This is a genomic window from Mesocryomonas lacus (assembly GCF_055730135.2).
In genome coordinates this window covers 82027-103982 of sequence record NZ_JBUZWE020000013.1, presented here as the reverse complement: position 1 = coordinate 103982, position 21956 = coordinate 82027, and the positions used below count along the sequence as shown (strand labels likewise).

General features: G+C 67.3%; 18 protein-coding genes. 4 read left to right on the top strand and 14 right to left on the bottom strand.

Annotation, left to right across the window (positions count from 1 at the left end):
- Positions 1-25: 25 nt before the first annotated feature.
- Positions 26-1063 carry a glycosyltransferase family 4 protein gene (locus ACZLZY_RS19465; RefSeq protein WP_472935703.1) on the top strand — a complete coding sequence of 346 codons (1038 nt, stop codon included), beginning with the start codon at positions 26-28 and terminating at the stop codon, positions 1061-1063.
- Between the two features lie 40 nt (positions 1064-1103).
- Here the strand turns inward: ACZLZY_RS19465 and ACZLZY_RS19460 are convergent, their stop codons facing one another.
- The gene (locus ACZLZY_RS19460; RefSeq protein WP_472935702.1) at positions 1104-2924 is read right to left on the bottom strand and encodes a methyl-accepting chemotaxis protein; all 1821 of its coding nucleotides are present in this window, start codon (positions 2922-2924) and stop codon (positions 1104-1106) included.
- Between the two features lie 441 nt (positions 2925-3365).
- Here ACZLZY_RS19460 and ACZLZY_RS19455 point away from each other — a divergent pair, with 441 nt between their 5' ends.
- Positions 3366-4520, top strand: a complete 1155-nt coding sequence (locus tag ACZLZY_RS19455) for a YbfB/YjiJ family MFS transporter (protein WP_472935701.1) — start codon at positions 3366-3368, stop codon at positions 4518-4520.
- A gap of 28 nt (positions 4521-4548) precedes the next feature.
- Here the strand turns inward: ACZLZY_RS19455 and ACZLZY_RS19450 are convergent, their stop codons facing one another.
- Genes ACZLZY_RS19450 through ACZLZY_RS19420 form a run of 7 tightly spaced genes read right to left on the bottom strand, consistent with a single transcriptional unit; the run spans position 4549 to position 12548 of the window.
- A complete protein-coding gene (locus ACZLZY_RS19450; protein ID WP_472935700.1) occupies positions 4549-6375 on the bottom strand; it encodes an ABC transporter ATP-binding protein in 1827 nt (608 codons plus the stop codon).
- Complete coding sequence (locus ACZLZY_RS19445) at positions 6372-7316, bottom strand: acetamidase/formamidase family protein (RefSeq protein WP_472935699.1); 945 nt, start codon at positions 7314-7316, stop codon at positions 6372-6374. The genes ACZLZY_RS19450 and ACZLZY_RS19445 overlap by 4 nt, the downstream gene beginning before the upstream one ends.
- On the bottom strand, positions 7306-8934 hold the full coding sequence (locus tag ACZLZY_RS19440) for an ABC transporter substrate-binding protein (RefSeq protein WP_472935698.1): 1629 nt from the start codon (positions 8932-8934) through the stop codon (positions 7306-7308). The genes ACZLZY_RS19445 and ACZLZY_RS19440 overlap by 11 nt, the downstream gene beginning before the upstream one ends.
- A gap of 59 nt (positions 8935-8993) precedes the next feature.
- Complete coding sequence (locus ACZLZY_RS19435) at positions 8994-9914, bottom strand: ABC transporter permease (protein WP_472935697.1); 921 nt, start codon at positions 9912-9914, stop codon at positions 8994-8996.
- Complete coding sequence (locus ACZLZY_RS19430; protein WP_472935696.1) at positions 9914-10822, bottom strand: ABC transporter permease; 909 nt, start codon at positions 10820-10822, stop codon at positions 9914-9916. The genes ACZLZY_RS19435 and ACZLZY_RS19430 overlap by 1 nt, the downstream gene beginning before the upstream one ends.
- Complete coding sequence (locus ACZLZY_RS19425) at positions 10819-11436, bottom strand: ANTAR domain-containing response regulator (RefSeq protein ID WP_472935695.1); 618 nt, start codon at positions 11434-11436, stop codon at positions 10819-10821. Before ACZLZY_RS19425 ends, ACZLZY_RS19430 begins: the two co-directional genes overlap by 4 nt.
- Positions 11433-12548, bottom strand: a complete 1116-nt coding sequence (locus tag ACZLZY_RS19420; RefSeq protein WP_472935694.1) for a transporter substrate-binding protein — start codon at positions 12546-12548, stop codon at positions 11433-11435. Before ACZLZY_RS19420 ends, ACZLZY_RS19425 begins: the two co-directional genes overlap by 4 nt.
- A 363-nt stretch (positions 12549-12911) precedes the next feature.
- On the opposite strand from ACZLZY_RS19420, the gene ACZLZY_RS19415 reads away from it, so the two are divergent.
- Positions 12912-15008 (top strand): PAS domain-containing hybrid sensor histidine kinase/response regulator family protein, encoded by a 2097-nt coding sequence (locus ACZLZY_RS19415; protein ID WP_472935693.1) that lies wholly within the window; start codon positions 12912-12914, stop codon positions 15006-15008.
- A 206-nt stretch (positions 15009-15214) separates the two neighbouring features.
- On the opposite strand, the gene ACZLZY_RS19410 is transcribed toward ACZLZY_RS19415, so the two are convergent.
- The 5 genes from ACZLZY_RS19410 to ACZLZY_RS19390 all read right to left on the bottom strand — a co-directional run bounded on the left by ACZLZY_RS19410 (position 15215) and on the right by ACZLZY_RS19390 (position 20422).
- On the bottom strand, positions 15215-15601 hold the full coding sequence (locus tag ACZLZY_RS19410; protein WP_472935692.1) for a response regulator: 387 nt from the start codon (positions 15599-15601) through the stop codon (positions 15215-15217).
- Between the two features lie 259 nt (positions 15602-15860).
- On the bottom strand, positions 15861-17435 hold the full coding sequence (locus tag ACZLZY_RS19405) for an aldehyde dehydrogenase (NADP(+)) (RefSeq protein WP_472935691.1): 1575 nt from the start codon (positions 17433-17435) through the stop codon (positions 15861-15863).
- 222 nt (positions 17436-17657) lie between these two features.
- Positions 17658-18575 carry a dihydrodipicolinate synthase family protein gene (locus tag ACZLZY_RS19400; RefSeq protein WP_472935690.1) on the bottom strand — a complete coding sequence of 306 codons (918 nt, stop codon included), beginning with the start codon at positions 18573-18575 and terminating at the stop codon, positions 17658-17660.
- 185 nt (positions 18576-18760) lie between these two features.
- A complete protein-coding gene (locus ACZLZY_RS19395) occupies positions 18761-19726 on the bottom strand; it encodes a phytanoyl-CoA dioxygenase family protein (RefSeq protein WP_472935689.1) in 966 nt (321 codons plus the stop codon).
- Positions 19727-19960: 234 nt separating this feature from the next.
- Positions 19961-20422 (bottom strand): YbaK/EbsC family protein, encoded by a 462-nt coding sequence (locus ACZLZY_RS19390; RefSeq protein WP_472935688.1) that lies wholly within the window; start codon positions 20420-20422, stop codon positions 19961-19963.
- A gap of 186 nt (positions 20423-20608) precedes the next feature.
- Here ACZLZY_RS19390 and ACZLZY_RS19385 point away from each other — a divergent pair, with 186 nt between their 5' ends.
- A complete protein-coding gene (locus ACZLZY_RS19385; protein WP_472935687.1) occupies positions 20609-21544 on the top strand; it encodes a glutaminase in 936 nt (311 codons plus the stop codon).
- A 113-nt stretch (positions 21545-21657) separates the two neighbouring features.
- On the opposite strand, the gene ACZLZY_RS19380 is transcribed toward ACZLZY_RS19385, so the two are convergent.
- On the bottom strand, positions 21658-21849 hold the full coding sequence (locus ACZLZY_RS19380; RefSeq protein WP_472935686.1) for a DUF2735 domain-containing protein: 192 nt from the start codon (positions 21847-21849) through the stop codon (positions 21658-21660).
- Between the last annotated feature and the right edge of the window lie 107 nt (positions 21850-21956).

Genomic DNA, 21956 nt, shown 5'->3' with positions numbered 1-21956 from the left:
AGACAAATCCCCCGACGGAGCCCGCATGCGCATCCTGATTGCCTCCGACGCCTGGGCCCCGCAGGTCAACGGCGTCGTCCGCGTGCTCGAGACCACCGCGCATCATCTTCGGCAGATGGGCCATGCCGTAGAGGTGATCGGGCCGGACCGCTTTCCGTTGACCGTCCCGGCACCGGGCTATCCCGAGGTAAGGCTGGCAATGACGCTCGGACGCCGCCTGCCGGAGATGATCGACGCCTTCCGGCCGGACGCCATCCATATTCCCGTAGAGGGGCCGATCGGACTGGCCGCACGGCACTATTGCCGCAAGCGCGGCCTGCCCTTCACGACCTCCTTCCACACCCGCTTCGGCGACTATTTCGAGGCAAGACTCGGCATCAGCCCGCGGCCGGCGACGGCGGCGCAGCGCTGGTTCCACAATGCCGGGGCGGGCTTCATGGTGCAGACGCCGACGCTGGAGCGGGGGCTCGCCGCGAAAGGCTTTGCCAACATCCGCCGCTGGGGCCGCGCGGTCGATACCGCCCTCTTCCATCCTTGCCGCGAGGACCCCGGCTTCGACGCCGACTTCCTCGGCCTGCCGCGTCCGATCTTCCTCTATCTCGGCCGGGTCTCGCCGGAGAAGAACCTGCCGGCCTTCCTCGGCCTCGACCTGCCGGGCTCGAAGGTGGTCGTCGGCGAAGGCCCGGCGATGGCCCGGCTGAAGGCGGAATTTCCGGCCGTGCATTTCCTCGGCTACCGCCATGGCGACGACATCGCCCGGCATCTTTCCGCCGCCGACGTCTTCGTCTTCCCCTCTCGCTTCGAGACATTCGGCCTCGTCGTCCTGGAGGCGCTCGCCTGCGGCACCCCGGTCGCGGCCTTCGACGTGCCCGGCCCCGCGGACATTCTCGGCGATGCGCCGCACGCCGTGCTGTCTGACGACCTGCGGGCCGGCGCGCTGGCGGCGCTGTCGATCGACCGGCGCGGCTGCCGGGCCTTTGCAGAGAGCTTCTCCTGGCGGGAATGCACCAGGCAGTTCGCCGACAATCTCGAGCCGATCCGGCGAGACGCCCTCCCGGCCTGACGCGGAGCGTGTTCCGGCGCGCGGCGCCGGCCGGCGGTCGTCAGGCGGCGCGCGCCTGTCGCGCTGCGCTGCGCGGAGCGCTGCCGACCTTGAAGCGCGAGACGGAGGCGAGAAGATTTCCTGCCTCGCCGGCCAGCGCCTGCGTGGCTGCCGTCGATTGCTCGACCATGGCGGCGTTCTGCTGGGTCATCAGGTCCATCTGTTTGACGGCGTTGTTCACGTCGCCGAGCCCGGCGGACTGCTCCCGGGCCGATGCCGAGATCTCGTCGATCAGCTGGTTCAGCTCGACGACCTGATGGGCGATCCGGTCGAGCGCCAGACCGGTCTCGCCGACGAGCTCCACGCCTTCGCCTACCTGCGCGCTGGAGGTCGAAATCAGGCTCTTGATTTCCTTGGCCGCTTCCGCCGAGCGCTGGGCGAGGCCCCGGACCTCCTGGGCGACGACGGCAAAGCCGCGTCCCGCCTCGCCCGCCCGCGCGGCCTCGACGCCGGCGTTGAGCGCCAGAAGGTTGGTCTGGAAGGCGATCTCGTCGATGACGCCGATGATGCGCCCGACCTTGTCGGAGGATTCCGAGATCTGGCCCATGGCGGCGACCGCCTTGCGCACGATCTCGCCGGAGCGTTCGGCATCCTGCTTGGAGTTCGCGACGACCGTCTGCGCCTGCCCGGCCCGCTGGGCCGTGCGCTTGACCGCCGAGGTGATTTGATCGACGGCGGCCGCGGTCTCCTCAAGACTTGCGGCCTGCTGTTCGGTACGGGTCGCGAGGTCGTGCGCGGCGATACCGATCTCGTTGGCGCCGTCGCCAAAGGTCTGGGCCGAGCTGAGGATCGCCCGGAGGGCCGTCTCGACGGTGGCCATGGCGTCGTTAAAATCGCAGCGCAGCGTCTCGTATTCGTCGGCAAAGGGCGTGAGGAGGCGAAAGGCGAGATCGCCGCCGGCGAGCTTGCCGAGACCGCCGGCGAGGCTGTCGACGACCATGCCTTGCGCCTTGGCGCGCGCCGCCCGCTCGGCTTTCTCCCGTTCCCCGGCCGACATCTCCGCGAGGCGATGGCGCTCCGCCTCAGCTGCGTCGGCCGCGGCCTTGGCGACGATCAAGGCCTGGAAATCGCGCACGGCGCGGCCGATCTCCCCCACCTCGTCGGAACGCTCGGCGCCGGCGAGCGTCAGGTCGGTGCGTCCGCCGACGAGTTCGCGCATGTCCTTGGCGAGCTGGTCGATCGGCTTCGAGATCGACCGGCGTGTGAAGACGAGGAGGAGAAGCGCGAAGGCGCCGCCGATCGCCAGCGCGGTGATCATCATCGAGCGGCCCAGCGTCGACACGTCGAGCGCCGCAGCAGCGTCCGCGCTCGCCGTCGCCTCGATGGTGTCGCCGGCGTTCCCCATCTCGCCTTCCAGTGCCGTGAACTGGGTGTTGAAGTCCGCCAGTTGGCGCAACGCGCCGGGCGCATCCTTCGTGGCGAGGTCAACGATCTGACCGGCGGCATCGATGTAGGCAGCCAAAGGCGCCTCCACCTTTGCCAAGGCCTCGCGCATCGCCGGTTCGACGGCCAGCGCTTTGTTGGCGTCGATCGACGCGCGGAATTCCGCGACATGCTCGCCGAGATCGGTCCGGACACCGTCAATGGCAATGCCCGCCGCTGGCGTGCCCGAGAGGATCGCGGCGTAGACATCCGAGCGCAGCGCGTCGTGCATCATGTCCGCCTGCATGTGGTTGCGCAGGATCGAGGACGATCGCACCGAATCCGCCAGTCCCTCGCCCAGCGACCCGGCAACCCAGAGGCCCGCCCCCGAACTGCCGAGGGCGAGAGCGAAGACGGCAAGGCTGACGGCGATCATCTTCTGGCGAATGGTGCGCAGCATGGGAACACTCCGGGAGAACGGACTCCAGCATGCCATTACCCGCCTAACAATCGATTGATCCAATTGAGCGTTCAGCTAATTATTTACGGATAACAACTTACCTCAAAGCCATATTGTATTGGTGACTTAGTCTTTATGGGGATCTAGCCGGCAGCAGAGGAGGTGAATTGAATAATTCTACTTCGCTCTCAGGGCGAAGAGCCTGGGGAGCGCCTGGAGAGTCGGACGTAGATTTCGATGGGTAAGCCCAAGGTCTCATTCAGAATTTTAATGACTTGCCTGTTCAGCGGATGTGTCAGTCCGCTTCGAGTGACCCGCGCTCTGACGATGTCATGAATTCGGAGGAAGTACCGGCGACGCGGTTCAACACCGACAGCATATCCTTTAGGGGTTCGCGGCGGGACCGACGGTGGGCCCCGTCGCCTGAAGGAGCCTGTTCCCGTGTCACCGTTGTTTCGCCTGCTCCTGTCAGGCTTCCTGACGCTTGCCGTCGTCATGGGGGTCGGGCGCTTCTACTACACGCCGCTGCTGCCGATCATGCGCGACGAGCACGGCTTCGGCGTCGATACCGCCGGCCTCATCGCCGGCTTCAATTTCGCCGGCTACCTGCTCGGCTCGCTCTTGGTATCGCTGGTGTCCGGCCGCGCCATGCGCCTTCTCGCCTTCCGGACCGGCGTCATCCTCAGCGTCGCCACCACACTCGGCATGGGGCTCAGCGACAATCTCTCCGTCTGGTACGCGCTGCGCACCGTTTCCGGCATCGCCAGTGCGCTGGCGATGATCTCGGCCGCCGGCATCATCGCCGAGGCGCTGGCAGGTATCGACCAAGAGGCGCGGATCGGCTGGGTGTTCGGCGGCGTCGGCACCGGCATCGCCGCCTCCGGGCTCCTCGTCCACCTCGCCCACCCGCCGCTCGATGGCGACGGGCTGTGGATCGCCGCCGGCCTCGCCTGCGCGGCACTGTTGCCGGTCCTGCTGCTGGGCGTCGGCGACCGGCAGCTCGTCGGCACGCCGCAGACCCGCAAGCACCTGCGCCGGGTGCCCCGCCCGCTGCCGTTCTGGCCGCTGTTTGCGAGCTATACGGCGGAAGGGCTCGGCTACTCCGTCTTCGCCACCTTCATCGTCGCCATCGTCAAGTCACGCCCGGGCCTCGAAGAGATCGGCAACTGGGTGTGGATCATCGTCGGCCTCGCCGGCCTGCCGAGCTGCCTGTTCTGGAGCGGAATTGCCGAGCGCTTCGGCTTCTCGCGGGCGCTGACGCTCGCCTTCATCACCCAGATCGTCGGCGTGCTGCTGCCGGTGCTGAGCGATGCCGGCCCCGCCGCGCTCGCCGCCGCCGTGCTGTTCGGCGGCACCTTCATCCCGATCACGCTGCTGACCATGCCGCTCGGGCGAAAGGGCCTCGGCGGCCGCGGCTTCGCCGTCCTCACCGCCGGCTTCGGCCTCGGGCAGATGCTGGGGCCGGTGGCGACCGGCTGGCTGGTGGCGGGACCCGCGGACTACGACCGCGCGCTGCTCGCTTCGGCCGCGGTGCTGGTGGTCGGCGTCGCCTGTCTCGGCGTCGCCATCGCCACCCGCCGCGACCAGCCGGCCTGAGCCGGCGGCTGCGGGAAAGCCGCGGGCCTTAAGTCGCCACGAGGTGCCCGCCGCCGACATCCACCAGCGTGACGCGCGCCGGCGGATCGCCGACAGGGCGCACCGGGCTCGGGATCTCGCCCTCCATCCGCGCAAAGCCCGCCCGGCGGCGCGTCGGATCGGGCTGCGGCACCGCCTCGATCAGCCGGCGGGTATAGGCATGGCGCGGATCGCCGAACACCTGGTCGCGCGTGCCGGTCTCGACGATCTGGCCGAGATACATCACCGCCACCCGGGTCGAGATGTTCTCGACCACCGCCATGTCGTGCGAGATGAAGAGGTAGGAGATGCCGAACTCGTCCTGCAGCGCGCGCAGGAGCTCCAGCACGCGCGCCTGGACGGAGACGTCGAGCGCCGAGACGCTTTCGTCGGCGACGATGAGCTTGGGCCTCAGCGTCAGCGCGCGGGCGATGCAGATGCGCTGGCGCTGGCCGCCGGAGAACTCGTGCGGATAGCGGTCCATCTGGTCCGCCGACAGGCCGACGCGGGAAAACAGCGCGGCGACTTGCTCGCGCCGCTCGGCCTTCGTGCCGAGCTTGTGGATCACCAGCGGCTCGGCGACGAGGTCGCCGACGGTCATGCGCGGATCGAGCGAGGCATAGGGATCCTGGAAGATCATCTGCACGTCGCGGCGCATCGCCTTGCGGCCGGCGGCGTCGAGCCCGCCCATGTTGCGCCCGCCGACGACGATGTCGCCCTGGTACGGCAGCAGCCCGGCCAAAGCCTTCGCCGTCGTCGACTTGCCGCAGCCGGATTCACCGACCAGCGAGAAGGTTTCGTTCGGCTGGATGGAGAAGGAGACGCCGGCGACGGCGTGCACATGCCGCTCGACCCGGCCGAAAAGGCCGCCGGCGAGGTCGAAGCGGACGACGAGATCGCTGATCTCCGCCACCGGCCGCGGCGGCGTGACGGAGAGCGACGCCGCCCCCGGCTCGGCGGTGATGTCGGTGGCCGGCGAGGTCACCCGCCCGGCGCCGCTGCCAAGGCGCGGCACGGCAGCGAGCAGCGCCTTGGTATAATCATGCTGCGGGGCGGCGAAGATCTGCTCGACCGGCCCCTCTTCGACCATCCGCCCCTCGCGCATCACGACGACCCGCGTCGCCATCTCGGCGACGACGCCCATATCGTGGGTGATGAGGATGAGCGCGGTGCCGTACTGGCGCTGCAGGTCCTTCAGGAGACCCAGCACCTGCGCCTGCACGGTGACGTCGAGCGCCGTCGTCGGCTCGTCGGCGATGAGGACGTCGGGCTCCAGCGCCAGCGCCATGGCAATCATCACGCGCTGGCGCATGCCGCCGGAGAGCTCGTGCGGATGCTGCGCGAGCCGCCCGGCGGCATCGGGAATGCGCACGGCTTCGAGCGCCGCGATCGCCTTTCGCCGAGCTTCGGCGGCAGAGATCGGCCGGTGCGCGCGGATCGCCTCGGTCAGCTGCCGGCCGATGGTCAGCACCGGGTTGAGCGAGGTCATCGGCTCCTGGAAGATCATCGCCACCCGGTCGCCGCGGACCCGCCGCAACTGCCGCTCGTCCATCCCGGCAAGGTCCAGCGCGCCGAGCCGGATGGCGCCGGCACCGATACTGACCGCCGGTTTCGGCAGGAGGCCCATGATCGCCAGCGCCGTCATCGACTTGCCCGAGCCGGACTCGCCGGCGATGCACAGCGTCTCGCCGCGGGACAGCGTGAAGCTGAGATCCTCGACGAGGGGCTTGATGCCCGCCTCGGTGCGCACGACGACGCTGAGACCCTCGACCTTCAACACCGGATCGGCGGAGGCGGGCACTGAGGCGCCGACCTCCTTGCGCGCGGCGAGGATCATTCGAACACACACCGCGGGAAGTAGAAGGACACCACCCAGTTCGGCATGTCGACGATCTCGGAGATGCGCAGATCGCCGCAGACCGAGGTCAGCATATAGGCGTCGAGCGGATCGAGCCCGTAGCGTGCCGACAGGAGGTCGACCATCTGGGCGACGGCCTCCTTGGCCCCCTGCATCAGGTCGCTGCCAATGCCGGTGGTCACCTCGTAGCCCTTGGCGTCGAGATGGCGCGTCACCGGCCCGGCGGTGGTGAAGCGCGGCATCTTGAGGTTCGCCCCCTTCACGAGATCGAGCGTCAGCACCGTATTCATAGGGCTTTCGATCGCCGTGCCGCAGACCTCGCCATCGCCTTGCGCGGCATGCGTGTCGCCGACCGAGAACAGCGCGCCCGCCACTTCCACCGGCAGGTACAGCACCGTGCCGGCGGAGAGGTCGCGGATGTCGAGGTTGCCGCCGACCCGCCGCGGCGGGACGACGGAGTGCAGGCCCTGTTCGGCCGGCGCATTGCCGATCGTCCCGGCAAACGCCTTCAGCGGCACCCTTCCGTGCTTTCCGAACAGCGCGGGCGCCATGGTCGACGCATCATAGTGCCAGAGCGTCAGCCCCGGCTCCTTGAAGTCGTCGGCGAGGAGCCCGAAGCCCGGAATGTTCGCCGTCCAGCCGAAGCCGGACGGCTTGAACGCCTCGATCGTCACCTTCAGCGCATCGCCCGGTTCCGCCCCGTCGACATAGATCGGGCCGGATACGGGGTTGATGCGCGAGAAGTCGAGCGACGAGACGTCCGCCACCGTCGAGGCCGCCGTCAGCTGGCCATCGGACGCGTCCCGGCACTCGAACTCGATGGTCGAGCCAGGGGCGACGGTGGCCGCCGGCGCGATCGCATTGTCCCAGCCGAAATGGTGCTGGTGGCCGTGGATCGTATAGCCGCAGTTACTGCACATCCTGCACCGTCACGTAGCGATAGTTCATCGGGGTGTTGACGGGATCGACATACAGCGCGTCGTCGCCGCCCATGCGGGGGCTCTTCAGCGTGTAGCGCTTCTCGTTGAAGACGGGGACCCAAGGCGCATCGGCCATGATGGCGGTGTAGATCTCACCCCACTTCTTTGCCCGCTCCTCGGCCTTCGCCGGGTCGACCATGGCGTCGGCCTCGGCGGCCTTCGCGTCGAGATCCTTGTTGCAGTACCAGGACCAGTTCCAGCCGCCCTCGACCGCGCCAGCACAGCCGAGGATCGGGCCATAGAAGTTGGACGGATCCGGGAAGTCGGCGATCCAGCCCATGCCGCCCGACCAGACCATCGGCGCGCCTTCCTTGGAACCGCCGGCGGCGATGACGTTGGCCTGCGCCAGCGACTGGATTGAGGCCTTCACGCCGATGGCGGCCAGATCCTGCTGGATCGCCTGGGCAATGCGCGGCTGCGGATCGGTGTTGGAGGCGAACAGCTCGGTCTCGAAGCCGTCGGCAAAGCCGGCTTCCGCCAGCAGCGCCTTGGCGGCCGCCGGGTCGTAGGCATAGCCCTTATAGCTCTTGTCGTAGCCCGGCATGGTCGGCGGCAGCGGCTGGTTGGCGGGCGTTGCGCGGCCGTTGATGATCTGGACGATGCGGTCCTTGTTCACCGCCATGTTGATGGCCTGGCGCACCTTGACGTTGTCGAAGGGGGCCATGGTCGTGTTCATGGTGATGTAGCCGGTCTGCAGCTGCACGCCTTCGACGACCTGTTTCTTGGTCTCGGGATTGTCCATCACCTCCCGGAACTTCGCCGGCGGGATGCCGTCGCCCGGCAGGTCGACCTCGCCGTTCTGCACGCGCAGGAGGGAGACCACCGGCTCCTGGCCGATCTCGAAGCTGATCTTGTCGAGCTTCGGGGCGCCCTCGCGCCAGTAGTCGGCGTTCTTCTCGAAGACGAGGCGCTGACCGAGCGTCCATTCCGCGAGCTTGAAGGCACCGGTGCCGACGGGATGGCGACCGAAATCGGCGCCGAACTCCTCGACCGCCTCCTTCGCCACCACGAAGGAGAAGTTCAGCGCCATCACCTGCAGGAAGGTCGCGTCCGGCCGCGACAGGGTGATCTCGACGGTCTTGGGATCGACGACCTTGACGCCCGACAGCTCGGTGGCCTCGCCCGACAGCATCTTGTCATAGCCGGCGATCGAGCCGAGGAAGCCGGCGCCCGGGCTCTGGGTCTTCGGGTTGGTGACGCGGTCGAGCGAGTACTTCACGTCGTCGGCGGTCATCACCCGGCCATTGTGGAACTTGACGCCATCGCGCAGCGTGAAGGTGAACACCTTGCCGTCCGGCGAGATCTCGTACTTCTCCGCAAGGCCCGGCCGCAGCGTCGCGGTGCCGGGCTCGTAGTCCATCAGTCCGTCGAACAGGCTCTTGATCATCGAGAAGTTCTGCCAGTCGTAGCCGATCGCCGGGTCGAGCGTGGCGACGTCGTCCTTATAGGTGACGACGATCTCGCCGCCGGCCTTGGCATCCTGTGCTGCGGCCGAGAGGGGAGCGAAGGCGATCATCAGGGCCGAGGCGGCGACGCCGAGCTTCAGGAGGGTCTTCATGACGCGGGTTCCTTAGGTTGAGCTGGGGGCGGTTGAACGGACGGGACGGGGCAGATGGGTCACCGCAGCTTGATGCGCGGGTCGACGAAGGGGCTGACGATGTCGGCGATGAGGTTGCCGAGCACGATGGCGACGGCGGAGACGAGGGTGACGCCCATGATGATCGGCAGGTCGACGCGCTGGATCGCCTGCCAGGCGAGCTGGCCGATGCCCGGCCAGCCGAACACGCCCTCGACGACGACGATGCCGGACATGAACAGGCCGATATCGATTCCGATCATCGCGATCACCGGGAGCACGGCATTGGGCAGCGCGTGCCGCATCAGGACGGTCATGCCGCCGAGCCCCTTGGCGCGGGCGGTGCGGATATAGTCCTGGCGCAGCACGTCGATCATCGACGAGCGCATCATCCGCGAGTACCAGCCGGCGCCGAGGATGCCGAGCGTCAGCGCCGGCAGCACCAGATGGCGCCAGGTGCCGTAGCCGCCGATCGGGAACCAGCCGAGCTGGTAGGCGAAGACGTAGAGAAGCAGCAGGCCGACGACGAACTGCGGCGCCGAGACGCCGACGAAGGAGGCGACCATCAGCGCCTGGTCGGTGGCGCTGCCCCGCCGCACCGCGGCGACGAGCCCCATGGTGAGGCCGAGCACCAGCTCGGCGCCGATCGCCGCCGCCATCAGGAGAAGGCTTGCCGGCAGCCGCGCGCCGATGAGATCGGCGACCTCGGAGCGCTGGAGATAGGACCGGCCGAGATCGCCTTGCAGCAGCGACCAGAGATAGCGCGCATATTGCACGGGAAACGGCTGATCGAGCCCGAGCTGCGCGCGGATGTTGGCGACCGTCGCCGCCGAGGCGGTGCGCCCGGCGATCTGCCGCACGGGGTCGGCCGGCAGGAGATAGAGGAGCGCGAAGGTGATCAGCGAGACGCCGACGAGAATGGCGACGGCCTGCACGAGGCGGCGGACGAGATAGACCAGCATCAGTCGCGGCCCCGCTGGGTCGGGTCGAGCACGTCGCGCAGCGCGTCGCCGACAAGGTTGAAGGCGAGTGCGACGAGGAGGATGATCGCCCCGGGGAAGAACACCAGCCAGGGCGCCGCCTGGAAATAGGTCTGGTTCTCGAAGATGATATTGCCCCAGGAGGCATTGGGCGGCTGCACGCCGACGCCGAGATAGGAAAGCGTCGCCTCCAAGAGCACGGTCGTCGAGATGCCGAGCGTGCCGTAGACGATGATCGTCGACCAGAGGTGCGGCAGGATGTGGCGGAAGAGGATGCGCCCGTCCCCTGCCCCGATGCTGCGCTCGGCCGCAATGTACTCGCGCTCGGAAAGCGCCCTCGTCTCGGTGTAGACGACGCGGGCGATCTGCACCCAGTTCACCAGCGCGATGACAAGCGCGACGATCCAAAGGCTCGGCCTGAGCACGGCGGCAAGGCAGATGGCGAGCAGGAGCGCGGGAAACGCCATCATCAGATCGGTGAAGCGCATCAGGAGACCGCCGACCGCCCCTTGAACGTAACCGGCCGTGATACCGACCAGTGTGCCGATGACCAGCGCGGCGCCATTGGCGACGACGCCGATGATCAGGGAGTTCCGCGCGCCGTAGAGGATGCGGGTGAAGAGGTCGCGGCCGAGGAGGTCGGTGCCGAGCCAGTAGGTCGCCGACGGGCCGAGCGGCGCGCCCTCGATGGTCAGGCCGTCGAAGAACTGCTCGTTCGGATCGAACGGCGCGATGAGGGGCGCAAGGACGGCGGCGAGCACGACGACGGCGATCACGGCCATGCCGAGCACGGCGAGCTTGCGCTGGCGCAGCCGCTGCCAGACGCCGCGGCGCGAGATCGGGGCGGCCGGCGTCGGGAGGACAATGTCGGTCGCGACGGGAACGCTCATGCCGCGCCTCCTCGTTCGTGCACAGGTGCGTTGGCGGCACCGCCGTTCTGGAGTGCGTTGATCCGCCGCGCGGCCTCCTCGACGCTGACCTGCCAGCCCATGGCGAGCTGGCGCAGCTGCGCGAAGGCCTGGTCCTCGCCAATGCCGCTCGCGGCGAGCGCGATCACCGCGCGCACCACGCTCTGCCGCTCGGCGACGCGTTCGCGAAGGGACGCGACTTCCGCGGCCAGCGTCTGGCGTTGGTCAAAACCCTGGCGGGCGATCAGGAGGGCGCTGTAGACGCCGGCATTGCCGACCGGCTTCAGGAGCTGTGCGTCGGCGCGGTGCGAGAGCGCCCATTCGATCCGGCCAGGCGCCTCCGAGCCGATCAGCGCCACCAGCGGCATCGGCGCCTCGCCGGGCGCCCAGGGGAACTGCGCGTCGAAGCCGAGGTCGGCGTCGAAGAACAGGAAGTCGGCACCCAGCACCGAGGCGTTGAGGTCCGGCCAGCACTCTTCGGTCTCGAGCCCGATCGCCGCCAGCTGGCGGGTCAGCGCGGCGACCGTCTGGTGCGCACGGTGCAGGACGACCGCGCGGCTGCCGCCGAGATTGGGAATGCGCATTCGACGCTTCATCGCACCACCCTCAGCGAGGCCCGTGGAAACGCCGCGGCGGGATCGTAGCGCGACAGGTAGGGATCCGGCGCGACCAGCGAGGGGCTCGATTCCAGAATGTCGAAGCCGCCATCGCGGATGCGGCCGAGCTTCACCGGCAGGCTGGCCTGCTGGGTCTGGGGATCGATGACGATGTCGCCGAGCGCGGTTCGAAAGCGTGCCGCAGCGAAGGTGCCGACGGTGGCCGCGGGATCGTCGCTGCCGGTACCGGCGATCGTCGCCGCCAGCGTCATCACAGCCGCATGGCTGGCGGCCATGAACCCCGAGGTCGGCCCTGCCGCGCCGCCGATGGCGTTGCGATCGTGGAAGAACGGTCCGATCGAGAGATGGCCGTTGCCGGCGTCGCCGATCGAGGCAAGCTCCGGCTCCGTCAGGTTGCAGCTGACGACCGGCCGCCGGTCGGGGCGGAACCGTTCGTCATCCGCCCCGAGGGCCGCATAGGCGCGCAAGAAGGCATAGGAAGACGGGCCGATGAGGTTGTTGAGGACAAAGTTCGGCACCGTCGCGCGAATTTCCTCGATCAGACGGGAGACGTCGGTATCGCCCATCGGCAGATAGCGCTCGCCGCGCACCTCGCCGCCGGCATCGGCCACGAGGTCGCGCGCCACCCGGTTGGTCTCCCAGCCCCAGATGTAGTTCGAGCCGACGAGGAAGGCGTCCGGTCCGAAACGCGGCACGACATGGGCGAAGAGCGGCACGAGGTGCTGGTTGGGGCAGGCATTGAGATAGACGACGTGCTCGTTCGCCTCGAAACCCTCGTAAGGCGCGCCGTACCAGAGCATCCCGCCGCAGCGCTCGAGCACCGGGATCACTTCCTTGCGGCTCCACGAGGTAATGCAGCCGATCACGTGCCGGGCACCGGAGCCCTTCAGGATTTCCTCGCACAGCGGCGCATAGGCGTCGATCCGCCCTTCGGGATCGCGCTCGACCGGCACGAAGGTGATGCCGGACGCAGGGTCCGCATTCACCGCCTCGATCGCCATCATCGCGCCCGCACGGCACGTCTCGCCCAGCACCGCGTAGTGGCCGGAGCGGGAGAAGAGGATGCCGATATCAATGCGACGCTTGAGCAAAAGGGTTCACCAACGAAAAAGCCCCGCCGCCCTGCGCAATGGGAAGCGCGCGGGACGTACGAGGCTCGGATGCCGTCCGGCAGACGAGGCCGGTATGTGGGGATCAGCCTATTGAACTTGACGGCGATGTCAAGCAGGTTGCCTGCGAACCGCACATGCCCGCAGATGAGGCAGAAATCGCTAAAGCCGCACAGTAATTGCGCATTCTGAGGCTGCCTTGGCCTGTTGGAGCACTGTCCCAGCCGCAATCACCCTCGCCGTGCTTTCAACTGAATGACTTCTCAGCTAACGAAATAGCCGGCCCAAACGGGCGAGCGCGTTGTATTTCGAGCGTCGGCCATCCGTCATTTCGAGCGAGTTTCCATGGCAGCTCCCTTCGATTTTCTCTCCGCCGACGGCGCGATGAATACGCTGGTGCGCGGGCATGACTGGTCGGCGACGCCGCTCGGCACCGCCGAGCACTGGCCGACCGCGCTGAAGACGCTGCTCGGCGTGATGATCGGCTCGCCGCAGCCGATGCTGCTGGTCTGGGGTGCGGCGCAGACGACGCTGTACAACGAGGGCTATGCCGCGATGCTGGGCGGCCGCCATCCCGGCGCGCTCGGCCGGGCCTTCGGCGACGTCTGGTTCGACATCTGGGACCAAGTCGAGCCGATCCTGTCGCGCGCCTATGCGGGCGAGCCGACCTATATGAGCGACATCGAGTTCCTGATGCGCCGCAACGGCTACCTCGAGGAGACGCATTTCGACTTCTCCTACACGCCGGTGCGCGACGAGGCCGGCGCCGTCATCGGCATGTTCTGCGTCTGCACCGAGACCACCGAGCGCGTCGCGGTGGAAAAGGCGCTGCGCGAGAGCGAGGCAGCGACACGCGGGCGCGAGGCGCAGTTCCGCCGGCTCGCGCAATCTGTGCCGAACCAGGTCTGGACCGCCACCGCCGACGGCACGATCGACTGGGTCAACGATCGCGTCATGGCTTATTGCAACGCGACCGCCGAGCAGCTGGCGACGGACTGGGAGATGTTCGTCCATCCCGAGGATGCCGAGCGCGCCGGCAAGGCGTGGGCCGACGCGGTCGCCGGCAGCGATCGCTACGAGTCGGAGTTTCGCGTCCGCCGATACGACGGCCTCTACCGCTGGATGGTATCGCGGGCCGAATCCGTCACCGACGACAATGGCGTCGTCCGCTGGATCGGCACCAATGCCGACATTCAGGACCAGAAGGAGAAGCTGAGCGAGCTCACCGCGATCAATCTCGCGCTGGAGGCCGCGGTCGAGGCGCGCACGCGCGAGCGCGACGGCATCTGGACGCTGATCCCCGATCTTCTCATGACCGGCACGCTCGACGGGCAGCTGCTGTCGGTCAACCCGGCCTGGACGCGTCTGCTCGGCCACGACGAAGCGACACTGCTGGCAACGCCGTTCTGGGAACTCGTCCACCCCGAGGATCTCCCGATCAGCGCCGACGCGGTGGCCAGGATGCGGCGCGGCGAAAGTGCGCGCCACGAGAACCGGGTGCGCGCCGCCGACGGCAGCTATTGCTGGTTCGACTGGGTGAGCACGCCCAAGGGCAACAACTTCCATGCCGTGGCCCGTGACATCACCGCGCTCCGCCTGAGGCAGGCCGAACTGGAGCAAGCGCAGGAACAGCTGCGCCAGGCGCAGAAGATGGAGGCCGTCGGCCAGCTCACCGGCGGCATCGCGCACGACTTTAACAACATGCTGGCCGTCATCATTGGCTCGCTCGATCTGCTCAGCCGGCGGATCGACAGCGAGGACGAGCGGGCGCGGCGCTATGTCGACAATGCCATGGAAGGCGGCCGCCGCGCGGCGGCGCTGACGCAGCGCCTGCTGGCCTTCTCACGCCAGCAACCGCTGAGCCCCGAAGCCATCGACGTCAACCGCCTGGTCTCCGGCATGTCTGATCTCCTGCGCCATACACTGAGCGGACTGGTGCATTTGGAGGCGGCCCTCGGCGAAGGCCTCTGGCGCTGCCACGTCGACCCCAACCAGCTCGAGAACGCGATCCTCAACCTTGCGGTAAATGCAAGGGACGCCATGGCGCCACAAGGCGGGCGACTGACCATCGAGACCCGGAATGCGCATCTCGATGCCGCCTACGCCGCGGGCCATCCCGACATCGCGCCTGGCGAGTATGTGCTGATCGCGGTCAGCGATACCGGCACGGGCATGCCTACCGCGGTGATCGAGAAGGCATTCAATCCCTTCTTCACCACCAAGGAAATCGGCAAGGGCACGGGTCTCGGCCTGTCGATGGTCTACGGCTTTGCCAGACAATCCGGCGGTCACGTGAAGATTTACTCGGAACCGGGCCAGGGAACGACGATCAAGATTTTCCTCCCGCGCCATCGCGTCGACAGCGAGAAGGAAACGTCGGTGGATAGAGCCTCTTTGCAGGACGTCGGCGACCGGGAACGGTCCAGAACGCTAGTGCAGTGAGTGGCTAGATCACGAGAAGACGCTGTTAAGACAATGGCATGCGGCGGAAGTGCGAATTCAAAAGCACAAAGAAAAACCTGCCACGGACGACTTCACAGTCGGTCGGGACAGCAAGAGAATTTACCCAACGTGAGGGGAAATGTCTGCGTCGCTTGACGGATTACAATTTCGTCAGGCAGCAAGAATTGGCGGCGGCCTGATCGACCTCAAGCGCTACCAGCTTCGGCAACAACCTTGTGCAGCGAACGGGCATCATAGGGCTTCGGCAGAAGCGGCCAGCTTACCGGCTTGATGTTGACATAGCCGGAAACCAGCACGATGCGCAGGTCTGGCCAGCGGACGGCAGCCACCTCGGCAAGTTCCGGTCCGGTCATTCCCGGCATGCGACAGTCGCTGAAGAGAAGCGACACGTCGGAGCGTGCTTCGAGAACCTTCAGCGCGGCAAGACCATCATTTGCCTCGAGAACTTCAAAGCCCATGTCCTCGAACATATCGACGGCATTCATTCTCACCAGCGGCTCATCGTCGACGACGAGAACGACCTTGCGAACACCTTGCATCTGAAGACCTGCAGTCACGATGGTTCCCGTCACTCTACATGCTTGCCACGGTGGTAACCGCCGAAGGAAACCCGAGGCTTACCCATGCAACCTCACTGCCCTCATGCAGGCGGCTTGATACGCACTGGTCTATAATGGTCGATCGTCAAATTCGTTGCACGCTCTGGCGAAGTCGCATGCTCCGCTCTCGCTACGGCCGATCGGATGCGTCATTCCCGCCACAGGACCGCGGTTCCGCGCAACAAAACGCCCGCCAACTCTCGTCGGCGGGCGTCGTTCAGCAGCGCGGTGATCAGGCGGTGATCTTGCCGTCGACGCGGCGCACGAGGCCGAGCGGGTTCTCGTCCTTCAGCGCGTCCGGCAACAGCGCTGCCGGCAGATCCTGGTAGGAGACGGGCCGCAGGAAGCGGTGGCTGGCAAGGCTGCCGACCGAGGTCGACCGGCCATCGGCGGTCGCCGGGAACGGTCCGCCGTGCACCATGGCATGCGCCACCTCGACGCCGGTGCCGAAGCCATTGACGAGAATGCGCCCGGCCTTGCGCTCGAGCAGCGGAAGCAAGGCCTTTGCCGCGGCGTGGTCGGCCTCCTCGATGTGGATGGCGGCCGTCAGCTGGCCTTCCAGCGCCTCGACGACGCTGCGCATCGCCGCCGCGTCCGCACAGCGGATCAGCAGCGAGGACGATCCGAAGACCTCCTCGTGCAGTTCCGGGTTGGCCAGGAAGTCGGCGGCCTTGACGCTGAACAGCGCCGCGCGGCCCTTGAGGCCCTCGCCGGCGAGACCCTCGGCGAGCTTCGTCACGTCCGCGTGGGCTGCGAGCTTGTCGACGCCTTCGCAGTAGGCCTTCTGGATGCCGGGCGTCAGCATGACGGCGGCGGGCGCCGAGGCCATCGCTTCGCTGGCGCCGGCAACGAAGGCGTCGAGGCCCTCGCTCTCGACCGCGATGAGGAGGCCGGGATTGGTGCAAAACTGGCCGGCGCCGAGCGTCAGCGAGCCGACGAAGGCCTTGCCGATGGCCGCACCGCGGGCCGCAAGGGCCGCGGGGAAGAGGAGAACCGGATTGATCGAGCTCATCTCGGCATAGACCGGAATCGGCTCCTTGCGCTCGGACGCGATCTTGACCAGCGCCATGCCGCCGCCGCGCGATCCGGTGAAGCCGACGGCCTTGATGCGGTGATCGGCGACCAGCGCCTGGCCGGCCTTGCGGCCGCTGTCGAAGATCAGCGAGAAAACGCCCTCCGGCAAGCCGCAATCCTTGACCGCCTTCTGGACAGCGCGGCCGACCAGCTCGGAGGTGCCGGGATGGGCCGAATGCGCCTTCACCACCACCGGGCAGCCGGCGGCAAGCGCCGAGGCGGTGTCACCACCGGCAACCGAGAAGGCGAGCGGGAAGTTGGAGGCGCCGAACACGGCGACCGGGCCGAGCGGGACGTTGCGCAGGCGCAGGTCCGGACGCGGCAGCGGCTGGCGCTCGGGCTGGGCCGGATCGATCCGGGCCTCGAGATAGCCGCCATCGCGCAGCACGCCGGCGAACAGCTTGAGCTGGCCCATGGTGCGGCCGCGCTCGCCCTCGATCCGGCCACGCGGCAGGCCGCTCTCGGCCATGCAGCGCTCGACCAGCTCGTCGCCGATAGCGAGGATGTTGTCGGCAATGGTCTCCAAGAACTTGGCGCGGTCCTCGAGGCTGGTCTCGCGGTAGGTGTCGAAGGCAGCTTCCGCCAGTGCGCAAGCGGCGTCCGCATCTTCCAGCGTCGCGCCGCCGAAGCCCGGCTGCAGCTGCTCGCCGGTGGCAGCCTCGATGCCGAAGAGCTCGCCATTGCTGCCCTTGACGGTGCGCTGGCCGATGAACTGTTCGCCGAGAATGGTCATGTGAATGTCTCCTGGGACGGCGGCGCCATGGCCGGCACGGGGCCGGGGTGCGCTGCAAGATGGGAGGCGCCGGGCGCCGATCGGGTCAGGCGGCCGTGGCGGCGCCCGAATGCGGATCACTCCGCCTATCTAGGACATCCCGCCGCCGATCCCAAGACCGGCGCACGGGCTTTCATCGTATGTTCACGGCCGACAGGGCGGTCGAGCGGAGAGGGCAGAACCCTACTTGCCCCAGCGCAGGACCAGCGGGTCGACGGTCCGGGCGATCTCCAGGAGCCCTTCCCGCGTATCGGGATGGATCTGGTCGAGCGGGTGGCGCACCACGTCGCTCTTGATCACGCCGCCGGCCATCATCGCCGTCTTCGCCGCCCGCAGGCCGCACTGGCGGTTCTCGTAGTTCACCAACGGCAGGATGCGGGCATAGGCCTCGGCGGCGCCGACGCGATCGCCCGCGCGGTGCAGGTCGAAGACCGGGCGCAAGAGGTCCGGCAGCAGCGCGCTCGACATGGTGCCGGTGGCGCCAGCGTCGAGATCGGCCATCATGGTGATCGCCTCCTCGCCGTCGAACGGACCCTCGACGAGGTCGCCGCCGGCAGCGATCAGCGTGCGGAGCTTTGCCGCCGTCTGCGGCGTCTCGATCTTGAAGTAGCGCAGCAGCGGAACCGCCTTGGCCATCTTCAGCAAGGTCCCGACCGACAGCGTGACGCCCGACAGCGGCGCATCCTGCAGCATGATCGGGATGCCAGCGGCCTCTCCGACGCGCTGGAAATGCTCGATCATCGAAGTCTCGTCGATGCGCAGGCCGGTGCCGTGATAGGGCGGCATCAGCATCAGCATGGCCGCGCCCCGCTCGGCCGCGTGCTTGCCGCGCTCGGCGGCGACGCGGGTCGAGAAATGGCTGGTGGTGACCAGCACCGGAACCCGGCCCGCGACGTGCTCGAGGCTGAGCTCGGTCAGCGTCTGGCGCTCGCCGTCCGAGAGCAGGAACTGCTCGGAATAGTTGGCGAGGATGCAGATGCCGTCGACGCCCTGGTCGATCATGCAGTCGAGCACCCGGCGCATGCCCTCGAGATCGAGGTCGCCGTTCTCGTGGAAGGGGGTGGGCGCTACGGGCCAGAGGCCGGTGAAGGGTCGTGTCATGTCGGTTCCGATGCTGCGGGCCGCGGGAAGAGCGACAGCCGGAAGCACCGGCTGCCACGATCTGCCGCGGGAATACCAGCGCAAGGGACGCCCGACAATCCGCCGGCTGCGCTAATCATCGTACGATTCGATTGAATCCTGTTGGCGCGGCCTAGCCATACATAAAGGGGAGCGCGTCCGCCTGCTCAGCGCACCACCGGCTCGCCATGAAAACGGCGGCGGGACGGCTTCGAGACGCCGAACCCGACCTCCATCATCAGCCGGGGCGCTGATTTCGCGACCGTTCCCATGTGAAAGCCGAAAGGATCCTCGGCAAAGCCGAAACCCGCCTTGCCGGTTAGCGTCATCGCGTTCTCGGCGCCGTAGAAGCCCAGCACCTCGTCGGCGGGATGGCCGACCAGCAGCGTCAGCTGGTGCTTCACCCGTCGCTTGGCATGGCTGCCCTTGACGAAGACATGCGGACCGTTCTCCAGGTCGACGTCGACGAGATAGAAGAAGAACTTCAGCATCCGCCAGTCGTCGAGGTCGAAATGATACTTGTCGAGCGAGGCGAGGTGCCGGTCGGCTTCGGAGGCTGCCGGCGCCGGGAAGCTCCACCAGACCCGCGTGGTGATCATCCGTGCCTCGCCGCCGAGATAGAGCCGGGCGATGTCGGCGAGCAGCGGGTCCTCCTGCACGGCCAGCACGGCCGGACAGTCCAGCGCCCGCTCGAAGTGATGGCCGCTGAGCAGCGGCTTGCCAAAATGCGCTTCGGCCGCCGCATGATCGCCAGCGCGAAATTCGAGCTTGCGGTCGAAATTGCCGAAACAGGCGGTCTCCCGGGCAAACGCGGCAATCTCGCTATGGACGGCCTCCGGCAGCACAAGGCCCGGAAAGATCCCGTCCGCCCGCAGGCTGGCCGCAGCCGCATCGCGGTCGACGCCCTGGAACATCGAGGGCCGGGCCGGCCGGGCCACCACCTTGGCGGCGGTGCGCCAGTGCGCCCGGCGCGCCGGCATGGTGCGGGCGAGGAGAAACATCGGCAGCCAGGACGGATTTTCCTTTACGTCGGCCAGATAGGTCGGCACGCGCGCCGCCATGCGGCGCAACGGGCTACCGCGGCGCGCGATGGTTTCGAGATCGTCAGGCGCTTTGGAAAAAGGGCGTGTCATCGGCATTCCTCAAGGGAGCATTGTCGCCGGGCAGTGGCGCCCTGCCCTCCCTGTCGGAACGGCACCGTCTCTGCCTAACCCCCTTGAACAGTTTTTGCTGCATCGCAGCATAATGTTTCTCAGTAATATTCCTATATTCTATACAATTTCTCGAGAGGCTTCACCCATTATTCTCTAAGAACTCTCTGAGCCAATGCTTATAATCGCATCTTAGCCCAGGAACTCACTCGCTATTTACTTCCGGCAGACATCGACCCATTCGGCATTGGTCAAACCGGCCAGACGTTGCGGTGAAAGGCGAAGGGCGGAGTTGGGCGAGCCGGCCGCGGGAATGACGACATCAAAAGGCTCGAGGCTGACGTCGCAGTGAACCGGCAGCGGTGTGGCCAGCCCGAAAGGGCAGACGCCGCCGATCGGATGGCCGGTCAGCGCCGCCACCTCCTCCGGCGTCATCATCCGCACCTTGCCGCCGAAAGCCGCCCGCGCCTTGGCGTTGTCGAGCCTTGCATCACCGGCCGCACACAGGAGAAGGCCGCGCTCGCCGACCATCAGCGCCAGCGTCTTGGCGATCTGGCCAGGTGCGACACCGTGCGCGGCGGCGGCCATCGCGACCGTCGCGGTGCTGTCGGAAAGTTCGATCATGGCGATGTCGGGAGCGTTTTCCGCCAGGAAGGCGCGGACGGTTTCAAGACTCATGGGGCATCCTTGCAAGGCCTCGCCGAAGCGAGGCGACCAGTCTGTAAAGCGGTGCAGCCAGCCCGCGCCGCTTTACAGACTGTACTGGCGGCCGGCACAGTGCCAGAAAAACCCGCCATGCTGCCCGGTGCCCGTTCCGCCGCCTCGGGCCGACCTTCCTGACATGCCAGCCGCCGAGCCGCCTCCATGAACCAGCCCGACCTTGACACCGTCGTCCGCGAGATCGCCGACGAGATGCGCCAGCGGCCGGATCGCGGCGAGGTGGCCAGCTATATCCCCGAGCTCGCCCGCGTCGATCCGGCGGCCTTCGGGATGGCGGTGATCGATGCGGAAGGCAATGTCGCCCTCGGGGGCGACGCCGAGACCCCCTTCTCCATCCAGAGCGTCTCGAAGGTCTTCACCTTGACGCTGGCGCTCGGCCAGATCGGCGACCGGCTGTGGCAGAGGGTCGGGCGCGAGCCGTCGGGCACCGCGTTCAATTCGATCGTCCAGCTGGAACGGGAATCGGGCATTCCGCGCAATCCCTTCATCAATGCCGGTGCCATCGCGGTCACCGACGTCATCCTCTCCGGCCACAAGCCGCGCGAGGCGCTGGGCGAGATCCTGCGCTTCATGCGCTTTCTCTCCGACGATCCCTCTATCACCATCGACGAGGCGGTGGCCGCCTCCGAGCAGCGCACAGGCTTTCGCAACGCGGCGCTTGCCAACTACATGAAATCCTTCGGAGTCCTCGATAATCCCGTCGACTACACGCTCGGTGTCTACTTCCACCATTGCGCAATCGCCATGTCCTGCCGGCAGCTGGCGATGGCTGGACGCTTTCTCGCCGCCCGCGGCCGCAATCCCGCGACCGGCTTCACCGTGGTGACGCCGGAGCGCGCCCGCCGCATCAATGCGGTGATGCTGACCTGCGGCCACTATGACGGATCGGGGGAGTTCGCCTACCGCGTCGGCTTGCCCGGCAAGAGCGGCGTCGGCGGCGGCATTCTGGCGATTGCGCCCGGCAAGGCGTCGATCGCCGTCTGGTCGCCGGGCCTCGATGCCTCTGGCAACTCCCACCTTGGCCGCATCGCGCTGGAGCAGCTGACGCGGCGGATGGGTTGGTCGATTTTCGGGGCTTAAACGCAGCGGAAACGTGGAGCGCTTGTGCACGACGCTGGACGTTGGCGCACGACCGCAGCGCGAAGCCGTCAACGCGTCGGCTGAAGCATCAAACTCCGGACACGCGGACCTTGTTAGGGCTTGCGAGCCTCTTCGGCAGCCTCGCGGACCGCTGCCTCATGATACCAACTGCTGAAATCTGCAAAGGCCGGCACGGCCGCGGCGTTCGCTGTCTGGCGGTCGGCAAGATGGCCAGCAAAGCCCAGCCGTCCACGCTTTGGAAACTGGATGATCTTGGCGGTTGAACGAAATGCGGGTGTCATCATCGGATAATCCTCCCTGGCGGCGCGGGCTGCACACCCCGACCGCCGAAGTCTGCACCATTTTTGCGCTATTTGCCCTAAATATAATCAGCACGAGGCGGATTCCAAGG

Coding starts and splice junctions, on each gene's coding strand:
- ACZLZY_RS19465 (WP_472935703.1), top strand. CDS start 26: ATGCGCATCCTGATTGCCTCCGACGCCTGGGCCCCGCAGGTCAACGGC.
- ACZLZY_RS19460 (WP_472935702.1), bottom strand. CDS start 2,924: ATGCTGCGCACCATTCGCCAGAAGATGATCGCCGTCAGCCTTGCCGTC.
- ACZLZY_RS19450 (WP_472935700.1), bottom strand. CDS start 6,375: ATGATCCTCGCCGCGCGCAAGGAGGTCGGCGCCTCAGTGCCCGCCTCC.
- ACZLZY_RS19445 (WP_472935699.1), bottom strand. CDS start 7,316: ATGTGCAGTAACTGCGGCTATACGATCCACGGCCACCAGCACCATTTC.
- ACZLZY_RS19440 (WP_472935698.1), bottom strand. CDS start 8,934: ATGAAGACCCTCCTGAAGCTCGGCGTCGCCGCCTCGGCCCTGATGATC.
- ACZLZY_RS19435 (WP_472935697.1), bottom strand. CDS start 9,914: ATGCTGGTCTATCTCGTCCGCCGCCTCGTGCAGGCCGTCGCCATTCTC.
- ACZLZY_RS19430 (WP_472935696.1), bottom strand. CDS start 10,822: ATGAGCGTTCCCGTCGCGACCGACATTGTCCTCCCGACGCCGGCCGCC.
- ACZLZY_RS19425 (WP_472935695.1), bottom strand. CDS start 11,436: ATGAAGCGTCGAATGCGCATTCCCAATCTCGGCGGCAGCCGCGCGGTC.
- ACZLZY_RS19415 (WP_472935693.1), top strand. CDS start 12,912: ATGGCAGCTCCCTTCGATTTTCTCTCCGCCGACGGCGCGATGAATACG.
- ACZLZY_RS19405 (WP_472935691.1), bottom strand. CDS start 17,435: ATGACCATTCTCGGCGAACAGTTCATCGGCCAGCGCACCGTCAAGGGC.
- ACZLZY_RS19400 (WP_472935690.1), bottom strand. CDS start 18,575: ATGACACGACCCTTCACCGGCCTCTGGCCCGTAGCGCCCACCCCCTTC.
- ACZLZY_RS19395 (WP_472935689.1), bottom strand. CDS start 19,726: ATGACACGCCCTTTTTCCAAAGCGCCTGACGATCTCGAAACCATCGCG.
- ACZLZY_RS19390 (WP_472935688.1), bottom strand. CDS start 20,422: ATGAGTCTTGAAACCGTCCGCGCCTTCCTGGCGGAAAACGCTCCCGAC.
- ACZLZY_RS19385 (WP_472935687.1), top strand. CDS start 20,609: ATGAACCAGCCCGACCTTGACACCGTCGTCCGCGAGATCGCCGACGAG.
- ACZLZY_RS19380 (WP_472935686.1), bottom strand. CDS start 21,849: ATGATGACACCCGCATTTCGTTCAACCGCCAAGATCATCCAGTTTCCA.